At 71.0% G+C, this 12,534-nt stretch carries 13 protein-coding genes; 7 read left to right on the top strand and 6 right to left on the bottom strand.

The features are described 5' to 3' along the window. Positions 1-357: 357 nt before the first annotated feature. Positions 358-1,269: a LysR family transcriptional regulator gene (locus KBX21_RS01230; protein ID WP_082206481.1), complete on the bottom strand. Its 912-nt coding sequence runs from the start codon at positions 1,267-1,269 to the stop codon at positions 358-360. A 104-nt stretch (positions 1,270-1,373) separates the two neighbouring features. On the opposite strand from KBX21_RS01230, the gene KBX21_RS01225 reads away from it, so the two are divergent. Together KBX21_RS01225 and KBX21_RS01220 are read left to right on the top strand one after the other, a co-directional pair. Then, complete coding sequence (locus tag KBX21_RS01225; RefSeq protein WP_210840726.1) at positions 1,374-1,580, top strand: hypothetical protein; 207 nt, start codon at positions 1,374-1,376, stop codon at positions 1,578-1,580. Positions 1,581-1,668: 88 nt separating this feature from the next. Beyond that, complete coding sequence (locus KBX21_RS01220; protein WP_049573080.1) at positions 1,669-2,364, top strand: metal-dependent transcriptional regulator; 696 nt, start codon at positions 1,669-1,671, stop codon at positions 2,362-2,364. A gap of 44 nt (positions 2,365-2,408) precedes the next feature. Here the strand turns inward: KBX21_RS01220 and KBX21_RS01215 are convergent, their stop codons facing one another. Beyond that, the gene (locus KBX21_RS01215) at positions 2,409-4,010 is read right to left on the bottom strand and encodes an alkaline phosphatase (protein ID WP_210840725.1); all 1,602 of its coding nucleotides are present in this window, start codon (positions 4,008-4,010) and stop codon (positions 2,409-2,411) included. A 225-nt stretch (positions 4,011-4,235) separates the two neighbouring features. On the opposite strand from KBX21_RS01215, the gene KBX21_RS01210 reads away from it, so the two are divergent. Continuing rightward, positions 4,236-4,727 carry a hypothetical protein gene (locus KBX21_RS01210; protein ID WP_053107288.1) on the top strand — a complete coding sequence of 164 codons (492 nt, stop codon included), beginning with the start codon at positions 4,236-4,238 and terminating at the stop codon, positions 4,725-4,727. Between the two features lie 98 nt (positions 4,728-4,825). Here the strand turns inward: KBX21_RS01210 and KBX21_RS01205 are convergent, their stop codons facing one another. Beyond that, complete coding sequence (locus KBX21_RS01205; protein ID WP_082206483.1) at positions 4,826-5,776, bottom strand: NAD(P)-dependent alcohol dehydrogenase; 951 nt, start codon at positions 5,774-5,776, stop codon at positions 4,826-4,828. 122 nt (positions 5,777-5,898) lie between these two features. Here KBX21_RS01205 and KBX21_RS01200 point away from each other — a divergent pair, with 122 nt between their 5' ends. Continuing rightward, positions 5,899-6,537: a TetR/AcrR family transcriptional regulator gene (locus KBX21_RS01200; RefSeq protein WP_049573073.1), complete on the top strand. Its 639-nt coding sequence runs from the start codon at positions 5,899-5,901 to the stop codon at positions 6,535-6,537. Between the two features lie 167 nt (positions 6,538-6,704). Here KBX21_RS01200 and KBX21_RS01195 read toward each other — a convergent pair whose 3' ends face one another. Continuing rightward, positions 6,705-7,115 (bottom strand): MmcQ/YjbR family DNA-binding protein, encoded by a 411-nt coding sequence (locus tag KBX21_RS01195; RefSeq protein WP_210840724.1) that lies wholly within the window; start codon positions 7,113-7,115, stop codon positions 6,705-6,707. A gap of 316 nt (positions 7,116-7,431) precedes the next feature. Here KBX21_RS01195 and KBX21_RS01190 point away from each other — a divergent pair, with 316 nt between their 5' ends. Beyond that, positions 7,432-8,286, top strand: coding sequence for an alpha/beta fold hydrolase (locus KBX21_RS01190; protein ID WP_210840723.1), 855 nt, complete (start codon positions 7,432-7,434; stop codon positions 8,284-8,286). 45 nt (positions 8,287-8,331) lie between these two features. Here the strand turns inward: KBX21_RS01190 and KBX21_RS01185 are convergent, their stop codons facing one another. Beyond that, positions 8,332-9,201: an AraC family transcriptional regulator gene (locus KBX21_RS01185; RefSeq protein WP_210840722.1), complete on the bottom strand. Its 870-nt coding sequence runs from the start codon at positions 9,199-9,201 to the stop codon at positions 8,332-8,334. Positions 9,202-9,382: 181 nt separating this feature from the next. Here KBX21_RS01185 and KBX21_RS01180 point away from each other — a divergent pair, with 181 nt between their 5' ends. Both KBX21_RS01180 and KBX21_RS01175 read left to right on the top strand, forming a co-directional pair. Beyond that, the gene (locus KBX21_RS01180) at positions 9,383-10,723 is read left to right on the top strand and encodes an MFS transporter (protein ID WP_210840721.1); all 1,341 of its coding nucleotides are present in this window, start codon (positions 9,383-9,385) and stop codon (positions 10,721-10,723) included. Between the two features lie 166 nt (positions 10,724-10,889). Further along, positions 10,890-12,053 (top strand): hypothetical protein, encoded by a 1,164-nt coding sequence (locus KBX21_RS01175; RefSeq protein ID WP_049573062.1) that lies wholly within the window; start codon positions 10,890-10,892, stop codon positions 12,051-12,053. A 54-nt stretch (positions 12,054-12,107) separates the two neighbouring features. Here KBX21_RS01175 and KBX21_RS01170 read toward each other — a convergent pair whose 3' ends face one another. Continuing rightward, positions 12,108-12,467, bottom strand: a complete 360-nt coding sequence (locus KBX21_RS01170; protein WP_049573059.1) for a VOC family protein — start codon at positions 12,465-12,467, stop codon at positions 12,108-12,110. Between the last annotated feature and the right edge of the window lie 67 nt (positions 12,468-12,534).

Here is a 12,534-nt window from a genome sequence, read left to right as displayed (position 1 = left end):
AGGCGGAGATCGCGCGAGCCGTCGAGGGCGAACCGCGCCTGCACCGGCCCGAGGTGCGCGCCTCCCCACAGGCGGCCGGGGAGCTCCTGGACCCGGAGTTCGTCGGGGTGGGGCAGCCATGGCGCAGATGGGACCGGGCGTCGATGCTCACGGATCTGCCCTCGATGACTCCCGAGGACCCGGGGTCGGCGATCCGACATGCGCGGAACCCGGCTCGCACCGGGATTGGTGCACCTGACCTGTGCCGCCGTGGTCGACGGCCACAGGGCTCTGCGCAGTGCCCTGTGGCGGCGCGACGGGCACGGTCGGTGGCGGACGCTCCACCACCAGGGGACGCCCTGTCCGCAGACGAGCGGGTCAGGCCACCAGGACGGGGGCGAGCCGTTCCAGCTCGGTGACGGCGGCGGCGATCGAGGGACGTTCTCGGGCTCCGGCGCGTGTGAAGGTGAGCAGCGAGCGGGCCGGGACCGGAGAGCCCTCCAGCCGCACGCGGGTGACCGGCAGGTCGGGGGACAGGTCCGCTGACCTCGGCACCAGCGCCACCCCCAGGTCGTGGGCGACCAGAGCCGCCACGGAGCTCCACTCCAGCGCCTGGTGACGGCCCTGCGGGGTGAACCCGACCGCCGCGCAGGCGGTCATGGCGTGCGCGTGACAGGTCGTGTCCGGCCTCGGCAGCACCCAGGCCTCCCGCGCGGCCTCGACCAGCGGCACGCTCGTTCGCCCGGCAAAGCGGTGCCCTTGGGCGACCAGGAGGTCGAAGGGGTCCTCGAACAGGGGCGCCTGGTCGAAGCGGGTGTCGTCCAGCGTGGGGGTACCGGGGGCGGACTCCACGATGGACAGGTCGATGTCACCCCGGAAGAGCAGGTCGAGGCTGTCTCCGGGCTCGGATTCGATGATCCGTACGTCCAGGCGCGGATACGCCGTGCGCAGAGCGGCGGCCATGGGCGCCAGCAGCCGGGTCAGCACGACGGGGAAACCCGCCACCCACAGCGGCCCGGCCGGTTCCGCGTCCAGCCCGCGCATCTCGATCTCCGCCCGCTCCCAGCGGGCCTGGATGGCGTCCGCGTGCTCCAACAGACTTCGCGCGGCCGGCGTCAGCCGCACACCGCGCCCCTGGGGTTCCAGCAGCGGCACCTCCAGCTCCTTGGCGAGCAGCCGGATCTGCTGCGAGGCCGCCGAAGGCGTGAAGTGCAGCGACTCGGCGGCGGCGGTCACCGTTCCGTGGTGGGCCACCGCCCTGAGGATGCGCAGCCGACGAAGATCGATCATGTAGTTGATTCTTCAGAGTGTCATCCAGAAAATCAACCTGGACCGCGAGGGTCCCCGGGCGTGATGCTGGATCGCGGAAGACGACGGCGAACCTGAGGTGCTCGATGAACAGTGTCTGCCCCCACTGCGGATGGCCGGACGAACAGCCCTTCGCGGTGCTCTCCCAGCATCGGACCGGCACGGGGCTGACCGTGTGGTCGCGCTGTGTCTGCGGCTCGACCCAGGTCCGCGAGATCGGTCTCGCGGGCACGCGGATCGTCTCCCGGGGGCGGCCCACCAAGACCCCTCGCGCACCCGGCTGCAACGCCTGAGCGACCCACCGGAAGTGTGACGGGGGTTCGTCCCCAGGAACAGTGCGGAAATCGTGGTCGGGGAGCGGTCCGCGATACGGTTACGGGCATGGGGAACACACCGGCGCGACCGTCCACTTCGGCCGAGGACTACGTGAAGGTCATCTATGACCTCCAGGAGCGCGGAACCGGACCGGTGACGATCTCCGGGATGGCCGAGCGACTGTCGGTGTCCAATTCGTCGGTGTCCGGGATGCTCCGCAAGCTCAACGAACTCGGCTTCGTGGAGCACCAGCGGTACGGCAACGTCAGCCTCACAGAGACCGGCACCAAAGCGGCCCTGGCGGTCCTGCGCCGCCACCGGTTGCTGGAGACCTACCTGGTGGCCGAGCTGGGCTACTCCTGGGACGAGGTGCACGACGAGGCCGAGATCCTCGAACACGTCGTTTCGGACAAGTTCGTCGACCGTATCGCCGCCCACCTGGGAAACCCGGTGGTGGACCCGCACGGCGACCCCATCCCCACCCGTGAGGGCGTCATAGTCGAGCGCGAGTCCGTGCTGCTCTCCGAGGCCGAGGCCGGTACGACCGGCGTGATCGCCCGGGTCAACGACACCGACCCCGAACTCCTGCGCTACCTCGCCGACATCGACATCGGTATCGGCATGCGGGTGGAGGTCGTGGAGCGGCTGCCCTTCGCCGGTTCCATCCAGATCGCGGTCCGCCCGGAGAAGGGCGAGGAGGAGCGCGAGCAGGCCCTGGGGCTGGTCGCCGCCGAGGCCCTCTGGCTCAGCCCCGAGGAGTAGCGGACCCGGCACCACACCGGGGTGGGGTGCCGGGCGGGCTGCTCCTAGGCCAGGGGCCGGACGCCGGGACGACCGGCATCGATGACGAACCGGGCCCGGTCACGGATGGGCGCGCCAGGCCTGCTCACGTAGTCCACCACCCGGTAGTCGGCGGTCCACTCCGTGGGCGTGACGGTGTTGCGCACGTAGCCGCGGCGGCGGTTGATGAACTTGATGTGCGGGTTCTCGGCCAGCTGGACCGCGTCGCCCGGGTTCTGTTCGGCGCCGTCCTGACCGCTCGTGAAGGAGGTCCCCACCAGTTCGGTGGCCACCGTCCTTGATCCCGGGTCGTCGAAGTCGGCCTTGACGTCCACCACGTAGTTGGCGTGCACGTCGCCGGTGAGCACGACCGGGTTGGACACCCCGGCGATCTCGTCCCGGACGCTGTCCCGCTCGACCCGGTAGTTGTCCCAGGCGTCGTCACTGAAACTGGTCGAGTCTCCCTCCGCGAAGTCGCGCTGGGAGAAGAACACCTGCTGCGCCAGGACGTTCCACCTGGCCTTGGAGTCCGACAGTCCTCTGGACAGCCACCGGCGCTGGTCGGCGCCGAGCAGGGTGCGCCCGGGGTCGTCGCGCTCGGAGTCCTCCACCTGCACGTCCCGGTACTGGCGGGTGTCCAACAGGTGCATGTCCACCAGGTTGCCGAAGGTCAGCCTGCGGTACAGGTGCAGGTCGGGCCCGGCCGGGCGCTGGGCGGCGCGCAGCGGCATGTGCTCGTAGTAGGCCTTGAGCGCGTGCTCGCGCCGGAGCAGGAACTCCTCCGGGGGGACGTCCTCCTCGTAGGAGGTGTCGTCGGCCCAGTTGTTCTCCAGTTCGTGGTCATCGAAGACCACCGCCCACGGGAAGGCCGCGTGGGCGGCCTGGAGGTCGCGGTCGGTCTTGTACTGGGCGTGCCGCAGCCGGTACTCGGCCAGGGAGCGGATCTCCACCTCAGGGACGTGGCCGCGACCGATACTGCCCTGGTCGGGGGTCTCGTAGATGTAGTCGCCGAGGAAGGCGACCAGGTCCAGGTCCTCCTCCGCCAGGTGCGCCTGGGCGGTGTAGTGGCCGTGGGTGTAGCTCTGGCAGCTGGCGAACGCGAAGTCGAACCTGTTCACACGGGCGCCCGGAACAGGCGCGGTGCGGGTGCGGCCGACCGGGCTGATCTCGTTGCCGACCCGGAAGCGGTAGAAGTAGTCCGCTCTGGGGCGCAGGCGCTCCAGCTCCACGTGGACGGAGTGGGCCTGGTCGGGGCGGGTCTCGACGCTTCCGGACGCGGCGAGGGTGCCGAAGTTCTCGCTGTGGGAGACCTGCCACTCCACCTCGACGGCTCGGTTGGGCATGCCGCCCAGGCCGTCTTCGGCCAGGGGGTTCGGGGCGAGCCGGGTCCACAGGACCACGCCGTTGTGGAGGGGGTCACCGGAGGCGACGCCCAGGGTGAAGGGGTCGGAGATCGCGGGGTTTCGGGGGATCGAGGTGGCCGCGAGCGCGGAGGGGGTCCCGAGGGAGGTGCCCAGTGCGGCGGCTCCCAGCGTGACGGCTCCACCGACCAACGCCTGGCGGCGGGTGGCTGCGGGCCCCGGGAACAGCGTGGGGGACTGATCGGGGGATGCGGGTGTACCCGGCATGTACGGTCTCCTGGGTTCGAGCGGCGGACCGCCCCGGAGTGCCCGGGACGGGAGCAACCGTGGTCCATCCGGCCATGGAAAGTGGTACGACCCAACGCCTACGCGGTGAACATTACCTCCGCTTCGGTGACGGCAAGGTTACTGAGGGTCGCAGCCTGGGTGTTTCGTCGACCCTGGGATATTACGATCGCTTACGTTCTGGCCCCACCCCCTCAAGAGGTCCGCATGGGTTACGTTCTCGAAGCCGTGATCGCTCCGCCGTCGCTCCTGCGGGCGGGCGGCCCGGACCTCCTCGAGGTCGGGTTCGTCACTCTGAGTGAGGGGCTCGCGTTGGTGCCCGTCACCGAGGCGCTGGCCTCCATGGACGACCAGGCGGCCGAGGCCCCCTCCGGTTTCGTCCGCCTCACGGTCCCTCTGGTGGAGCGCGTCACCGCGTGGTCGGCTCGGGGGCCGCTCGCCTACGTCGAGGCCGACTTCTTCGGCGGCACGGGCTCCCAGAGGGCGGTCGTGTGGGACCGGGGAGTGGTGGACCTGGGTCCACTCCATCAATCAGAGGGCGAGCCCACCCCGGAGGAGGGGACCCCGATCTCCCGGGCCCTGCGCCGGCTGGGGGTGGGTGTCGGCCCCGACGAGCGCGACGAGTTCGACACCGCCGGGCTGGGTGCGCACCGCTCCACGGATGCCTGGGCACGGCAGGCGACGCCACTCGGGGCGTAGGCGCGGCGCCGGGGGAGTGGACGGCTCCATAGCCCGCGGACCGCGACTCGGCCCCGGGCGCCTGGAGGCGCCGCCGAGCCGGGCCCGTCGGGCCCGGTTCAGGTCAGTCGGACGACGTGTTTGCCCCGCACGCCACCGGCCTCCAGTGCGCGGTGGGCCTCGGCGATGTCGGCCAGTTCGTGCACCGTGTCCACGACCGGGCGCACCTCTCCGCGCTCGACGTACCCGGCCAGGTCCCGGAAGAGCGGCGTCTTCGGGTTGCCGCTGAAGAACATGGTCCGGCGAGACCGCAGGAGTGTCGCGCCCGCCAGGCGCACCGCCGAGGAGAGCGACCCGACGGACACCGCCACCAGACGCCCTCTCCGGGTCAGGAGCCGTTGGTAGTCGGGCAGGTCGGTGGCGACGATGTCGATGATCACGTCGAACCCCTCCAGCCCGGCCAGCTCGGCGGGGCCGGTGGAGGCGTAGTCGTACGCCTCATGGGCTCCCAGGCCGCGGACGAAGTCCAGGTTGCGCGCCGCGGCCAGCCCGGTGACGTGCGCGCCCATGGCCCTGGCCAGCTGGACGACCGCGCTGCCCACCCCTCCGCTGGCGCCGCGCACGAGGACGCGTTCACCCGGTCTGACCCGTGCCATGTCCCGCAGCGCGGTGATCCCCGTGGTACCACCGGCCAGCAGCGAGACCGCCTCGACCGAGTCGAGACCGGCCGGGCTGAGCGAGACCCGTCGGGGACGCACGGCCACGTACTCCGAGGTCGCGCTGCCTCCGGCTCGGCCCTGGACACCCCACACCCGGTCTCCCACGGCGGGCCCTCTCACCCGCGCGCCCGCCTCCACGACCTCCCCGGCGAAGTCGATGCCCATCCCCTTGGGGAAGCGCCTGCCGGTCACCAGCGCGAGCCGTCCGGAGCGCACCAGCAGTTCCCCGCCGTTCACGCTGCTGGCGTGCACCCGCACCAGGATCTGGTCGGGGCCAGCCACCGGACGGGGGACGCGCCCCTCATAGAGCACCTCGGGCCCTCCGTAGCCGTCGTATCGGGCCGCACGCATCTCCATCGTCTTCTCCGTCCGTTCCGGTCCTGGGGGGAGGGTGGCAACGGTCCCGCCCCGCCTACGCTCCAGGTAAGCATCGAAACGGAGGGGTCAATCCGTTTAGCGGTAAAATGAGAGGCATGCCGAACGAATCCTCTCGGAAGCCGCGCTCGGACGCGCTGCATAACCGCCGACGCATCCTCGACACCGCCCGGGCCGCCTTCCTGGAGGGCGGGATCGAGGTGTCGATGACCGAGATCGCCCGCCGCGCGGGGCTCGGCATCGCCACGCTCTACCGGCACTTCCCCCACAAGGACAGCCTGGTCCACGAGGTGTTCCGGGGGCAGCTCGACGTCTGTCTGGCGGGCCTGGAAGAGGCCGCCTCCGACCCCGACCCCTGGCGGGGCTTCCGCTGGTTCATCGAGGAGCTGTGCGCGATGCAGGCCCTCGACCGGGGCTTCAACGAGGTCTTCCGAGCGGCCTTCGTCGGCGGGGCGGTGTTCGACGAGGCGCGGATCAGGGCAGAGAACACCTTCGCCGACCTCGCCCTCCGCGCCAAGGCCGCAGGGAAGCTGCGCCCCGACTTCGTCCGCGACGATCTCACCCTGGTGATCATGGCCAACAGCGGCGTCAGCGCCGGCTCCGAGGAGGACGCCGTGGCCGCCTCCCGCAGGCTCGCCGCCTACCTGATCCAGGCGTTCCAGGCCACACCCGAACATCGGCCGCTGCCACCCGTACCGAGGCTGGGCCCGCACCCGGCGCTGCGCGAAGCACGCTGACCCCGCCCCCGAGGGCCGTCTCCCCATACTGAGCGCGTGAAGCGACGACATCAGGTCCTGGCTCCGGCCGAGGCCGGTCCGAGACGGGGCCCCGGGCACCACCGGGTGGTCGGCACCCCCGGTGTCCGGGTCCGTCCGACCACGGCGCGGGCACCTGCTCCCCGCGTTCAGGAGCTGAGCGCCTCCGGGTCAGTGGGTTGACGCGAGCGGGGCAGCGTGTCGAGCACAAGACGGTAGGACTCGGTCACCAGCTCCTCGATCAGCTTCGTGTCGATCGAGTCGCCAGGAGCCAGCGTGATCCAGTGCCGCTTGTTCATGTGGTATCCGGCGACGATGTCCGCGTACGCCTCCCGGAGCGTTGTCGCGTCGCTCGGATCGGCCTTGACGATCACGACGGGCTGACCGGCCACGACCCGCGCGTCCCGCACGCGGGAATGCCGCGGAACCTCGGTCATCAACATGAACCATCTCTCGTGGACTCTGAAGGCCTCCCAACCGGGCTCGAACGAGTACACCGTGGTTTCCGGCAGGTTCTGGGCACACTCTTCCGCCACCTCCTGCAGGGCCTTTCCGTCCACCGTCGGGACCTCCTCATCAACACGGGGCAGCAAGCTCGGGCACCGAACCCCGAGCGAGCCGAATCCCGCCCGGCGTTCCCGCGCATGACCCGTTTCTACCCCTGCCGAACAGTCGCGATTCCGGTGCCAGGGGCTCAGTAGCGGGCGCGGTGTCATCCGGGTGGAGGTTCGGCGTCCCTCCCGGCGTGGGTGGCGCGTGCCCGAGGACGGTGGGTCACGACGGTCGGGCCGTAGGTGACGAGGAACCACCTGCGGCCCGACCGCTTTCCCACGCCCCCTGTTCATCCCCTTGCGTCCGTGAATAGCATCGTTTGTTGTGACACACCAGACGACGGACACCGCGAACAGCGAAGGCCCGCGTCTCGCGTCCGTGCGCGGGATCAGCGTCAGTTACGACGACCGCGGCGCAGGATGCCCCGTCCTGTTCGTCCACGGTCACCCCTTCGACAGGACCATGTGGGAACCCCAGGTCAGAGCACTGGCCGGGCGCGGTTACCGCACCATCGCCCCCGACCTGCGCGGATACGGACGCAGCACCGTGGTACCCGGGGTGACCTCGATGGACACCCTCGCCCGTGACCTCGCCGCCCTCCTCGACCACCTAGAACTCGACGTGGTCAACGTGGTCGGCCTGTCCATGGGCGGGCAGGTCGCCCTGGAGCTGTACCGGCTCTTCCCCGACCGCGTGGACTCTCTGGCCCTGGCCGCGACCAACCCTCTGCCCGAGACCGAGGCCGGCAGGGCCAAACGCAGGGCGATGGCCGCCCGCCTGCGCGCGGAGGGCATGCGCGGCTACACCGACGAGATGCTGGTCGGCATGATGACCGCCGCGAACGTGCGGGACCAGCCCGCCGTGGCCGACCACGTGCGCGCCATGATGTACGCCGCCCCGCCCGAGGGCGCGGCCGCCGCTCAGCTGGGCCGGGCCGAACGACCCGACCACACCATGTTGCTCAGGCACATCTCGGCGCCCACTCTGCTGGTGGTGGGCCAGCACGACGGCTTCACCCCGCCCGGGGGCGCCGAGCTCATGCACGTGCGCATCGCGGACTCGGTGGTGGAGATCATCGAGGGCGCGGGGCACCTGCCCAACCTTGAACGCCCGGGACGCTTCAACGAGGTCCTGCGCCGCTTCCTGGAGCAGGCCCGGACCCGCCCCCGCGACCGCTGAACACGCCGTGACCCGGTGTGGCGGTCACGGCGGCGTACTCGTGGTTCAGGCGGGGGTCCGCTCGACGGGGAGCCACAGCTCCCCCGAGGCGAGGTCTCCGTCGTACTCCACGCTCAGCAGTTCGGGACCGCGCCGGTACCGGTAGGCCGGGTTGGAGGGGAACCACTCGCTGGCGGCGTACACCCAGAGGTGCTGGATCGCTTCGGGGAAGCCGAGCCGCTCGAAGGGGAACACGACCCAGGTCCCCTCGGGCACGTCCAGGGCACGCATCCCCTCCGGGGTCCCCGACGCCGACGTCGCGGCGGCCAGGTGGAAGTCGACGTCGCTGCCCTCGCGCCGGTCGGGGTCGTGCGCGACGGTGACCGAGAGGGCGCCGCGCGGTTCCTGGTCGGACAGCTCCGCCAACCTCTCGTACACCTCGTCGCCCAGACCCAGGACGAACTCGGCCATGGGCTGGTTGACGCCCTCCTGGACGAGCGGAACCCGGGTTCCGGGACCGACCAGGCGGAAGGCGCCCTTTTCGACGATGCGGTAGCGCATGATGGTGTTCCCTTCGATGGTGAGGCGGAAGGCCAGCCGTGACTGGGAGTTGAGCGCCGCGCCCGTGCGCCGGGCCTCGCCCGGGCTCATCCCGTGCATCGCCCGGAACGCCCGGCCGAAGGCCTCCGCGGACCCGTAGCCGTAGCGGACCGCGATGTCGAGCAGGGTGTTTCGACCCTCGATCACCTCCGCCCCGGCCAGGGTGAGGCGGCGCCGACGCACGTACTCCGACAACGGCATCCCGGACAGCGCCGAGAACATCCGCCGGAAGTGGTGCTCGGAGGTGAGCGCGGACCGCGCCATGGCGGCCACGTCCACGGGTTCGCCCGGATCCTCCTCGACCCGTTCGAGCGCCTCGTTCAACCGGTCCAGCACGTGTGCCTCCCTCTTCCACCACCGACGTTAGGGACCCGGCCCCGCCCCGACCCGACAGTCGCCGTTCACCTCCGGTCAGGTCCGCCGAGGTGCCCCTCTGCTGGCAGGAGAACCTTCTGTCACCACCGCCTGCCACGCTCTACGGTGCCACTCCGAGCCCCCACCCCCTTCGGAAGGTCACATGTCCCAGAACGTCCCGCACAAGGTCCCGGACGAACACGGCCGCCGCGCACCGTTGGGCGCACGCTTCCACCAACTCCTGGGGGCGGTGGGGCTGGGCAACCTGGGCGACGGAATCGCGGTGGTGGCGCTGCCCTGGTACGCCACCACGCTCACCGACGACGCCCTCCTGGTCGCGCTGGTGGGTGCGGCCACCCGTCTTCCGTGGCTGTTCCTGGCGCTGGTCGCCGGGGTGGTGGGCGACCGAACGGACCGGCGTCGCCTCATGGTGCGCGCCGGTGCGGTCAAGGCGGTGCTGCTGGTGCTCCTGACCGCCGTGGTGGTCCTGGGTGTCGGTTCGATCCCCCTGCTGGTCCTCATCGCGCTGCTGGTGGGCACGTGCGAGGTGTTCTTCGACAACACCGCGCAGTCGATGGTGCCCTCGGTGGTGTCGCGTCCGCAGCTGGAGCGGGCCAACGGGCTCCTCCAGGTCGTGGAGCGCGTCCTCAACAAGTTCCTGGGCGCGCCGCTCGCCGGGGCGCTGCTGGCGGTCTCCACCGCCTGGGCCTTCGGTGCCCAGGCCGCCCTGGTCCTGCTCGCGGTCGTGTGCCTGGTCGGCATGCGCGGCGACTTCCGTCCGGCGGCGGAGGACGCGTCCGGGGAGTCTGCGGACCGGCGGTCCTCGGTCGGAGCGATGCTGCGCGAGGGGCTGGTGTGGCTGTGGCGGCACCCGGTCCTTCGGCCGCTCGCGCTGGTCTCGGGGGCCTCCAACCTGGCGGCGGCGATGAACGGGGCCGTGCTGGTGCTCTTCGCCCAGGAGGTGCTGGGGGTGGGTGCGCAGGGCTACGGTCTGCTGATGACCGTCACCGCCTTCGGAGCGGTCACGGGCGCGCTCGTCGTTCCCTCCCTCACGGGCCGGATCCACCCCTCCAGCGCCATGGTGGTGGTCCTGACGGTCCTGGGGGCGACCGCGCTGGCCGTGGGCCTCCTGCGCTCCGTACCGGTCTTCGTGGTCTGTTACTTCCTCACCGGGTTCGTCTCCACCTGGTGGAACATCACCCTGATCTCCCTCATCCAGAGACTGACCCCCGACCGCCTGCGGTCCCGGATCTTCAGCGCGCACCGCACCGTCTCCTGGGGGCTGCTGTCGGTGGGGATGGGCCTGGGCGGAGCCCTGGTCTCCGTGTCCGAGGGGCCGTTGGGTCGCGAGTGGGCGCTGGCCGCCCCCTTCGTCACGGCGGGGCTGATCGGCCTGGCGCTGGCGTTGGTCGCCCGTCTGGTGCTCGGTCCGGCGCTTGTCGACCGTGCCCTGTCCGACGCCGAGGCACGGGGCGAGCCCGGGTCCGGCTCACGGCAAGACTGACCCCCGGAAAGGGATGATCGGGAAAAACCTGGAAATCTTCGGGCAACATCCGTGTCTGGATCGACGCGGCGCCCTTCCAACCCGCACCATGGCCCCACAAGATGGCCCGCAGGCCGACCCCGAGAAGGAGGTGGGCGGGGCGGGGTACACACGCCCCGCGGACTCTATGGACCTTGGTTTTCTGCGACCTCTGTACGAAAGCGACGGCCCGGTGGCCTCGGTGCACCTCGACACCAGTCGGGACACCACGGACGCCGACAAGAAGATCGAACTGCGCTGGCGCCACCTGCGCGAGGAACTGGAGGCGCTCGGCACCGACGCGGCCACCCTCGACGTTCTGGAGGAGGCCGTCGGAGAGGGCAACTCCCGCGCCTTCGGTGACCACGGACAGGCGCTCTACGCCTCCGAGGGAAGGCTCCTGGGGGCGCACACCCTCGCTGTGCCGCCCTCACAGGACCGGGCCTCGTTCCTGCCCGTCCCGGACACCCTCCCACTGGCGATCGACCGCGGCCGCCGCCTCCCCTACGTCCTCGTGGCCCTGGACCGGGTCAACGCCAAGGTGTTCGCCTACCCCAGCCACCCCACGCGCGGCCCCGTCATGGAGGCCGCCAACGAGGGTGAGAACATGCAGAACATCGACGGGGCCAGCCGTATCTTCCCCGGTCAACGCGGTGACGCCGGGGGACGCCGCGCCGACACCGGCACCGCGCAGGACCGGTGGCGGGGCAACGCGGCCCAGGTGGCGGACCTGGTCCGCGAGGCGGTGCGCAGGGTGGACGCGGCCGTGATCATCGCCGGTGGAGACGACGAGGCCATCGCCTACCTGCGCGACAACCTCGGCCCGCGCCAACTCACCATCCCCATCAAGGTGGTCTCCGGCGGGCGCGGCGGCACCGACGCCGAGGAACGCCTGCACGAGAACGCGGAGGAGTGCCTGCGCGAGCTCATCCACGAGGAGCGGACCCGGGTCTACTCCGACTACCAGCGCAAGCTCGCGCACGACCAGGCGGTCAAGGGCACCAGCTCCATCCTGCCGATGCTGTCGGAGGCCCGGGTGGAGACGCTCCTGCTGGGAGCCGACCGGGAGAACGAACCCCAGCTGTGGGGCTCCTACCACTCGCCGGTCCTGGTGGACACCTCACCGCGCGGCCTGGACGACCCCAACGCCGGGTTCCAAGCACCGGCCAGCGCGCTCATGCTGCGGGCGGCGGTGATGTCCGACGCCGACTTCACCGAGCTGCCCGTGCCCGCACAGAGCGTGGACACCCGCACCGACCGCGAGACCCCGGACTCGGACGCCGGGGCCACGCTGCGCTTCCCCAAGCAGTAGCGTCCCGCGCCCCGCTCCTGCTCCCGCAGGGGCGGGGCGTTCTCACGCCCGGGTTCAGGAGTCCGCGAACACCCCCAGTTCGTTCCCGCTGGGGTCGGCGAAGTGGAAGCGCCGCCCACCGGGGAAGTCGTAGGGGCCCTGGAGGACACGGCCGCCCGCGCGTTCCACGTCCGCGACCGTGCGGTCCAGGTCCTCGGAGTAGAGCAGGACGAGTGGGCCGCCGACACGTACCTCACCGGCCGGGTTGAGACCGCCCACTTCCGAGGAGCCGTCAGCCGAGCGGATCCCCGCGTACGCGGGACCGTAGTCGTTGAACCGCCACCCGAAGGCCTCGGTGTAGAACCGCTTGGTCTCCGCCAGGTCGGTGACCGGGATCTCCACGTAGTCGATGGTGTGATGCCGCTGATCGCTCATACCCGGCATTGTCCTCGACGGGGCCGACAGAACGGGGCATCGTCCGACGGGTGTCGGAACTCCCCGC

This window comes from Nocardiopsis sp. B62 (assembly GCF_018070675.1).
In the GTDB taxonomy this organism is placed as follows: Bacteria; Actinomycetota; Actinomycetes; order Streptosporangiales; family Streptosporangiaceae; genus Nocardiopsis; species Nocardiopsis prasina.
Note: the sequence above shows the minus strand (reverse complement) of the source record. Positions and strands in the feature narration are given on the sequence as shown.

Coding starts and splice junctions, on each gene's coding strand:
- KBX21_RS01230 (WP_082206481.1), bottom strand. CDS start 1,269: ATGATCGATCTTCGTCGGCTGCGCATCCTCAGGGCGGTGGCCCACCAC.
- KBX21_RS01225 (WP_210840726.1), top strand. CDS start 1,374: ATGAACAGTGTCTGCCCCCACTGCGGATGGCCGGACGAACAGCCCTTC.
- KBX21_RS01220 (WP_049573080.1), top strand. CDS start 1,669: ATGGGGAACACACCGGCGCGACCGTCCACTTCGGCCGAGGACTACGTG.
- KBX21_RS01215 (WP_210840725.1), bottom strand. CDS start 4,010: ATGCCGGGTACACCCGCATCCCCCGATCAGTCCCCCACGCTGTTCCCG.
- KBX21_RS01210 (WP_053107288.1), top strand. CDS start 4,236: ATGGGTTACGTTCTCGAAGCCGTGATCGCTCCGCCGTCGCTCCTGCGG.
- KBX21_RS01205 (WP_082206483.1), bottom strand. CDS start 5,776: ATGCGTGCGGCCCGATACGACGGCTACGGAGGGCCCGAGGTGCTCTAT.
- KBX21_RS01200 (WP_049573073.1), top strand. CDS start 5,899: ATGCCGAACGAATCCTCTCGGAAGCCGCGCTCGGACGCGCTGCATAAC.
- KBX21_RS01180 (WP_210840721.1), top strand. CDS start 9,383: ATGTCCCAGAACGTCCCGCACAAGGTCCCGGACGAACACGGCCGCCGC.
- KBX21_RS01175 (WP_049573062.1), top strand. CDS start 10,890: ATGGACCTTGGTTTTCTGCGACCTCTGTACGAAAGCGACGGCCCGGTG.
- KBX21_RS01170 (WP_049573059.1), bottom strand. CDS start 12,467: ATGAGCGATCAGCGGCATCACACCATCGACTACGTGGAGATCCCGGTC.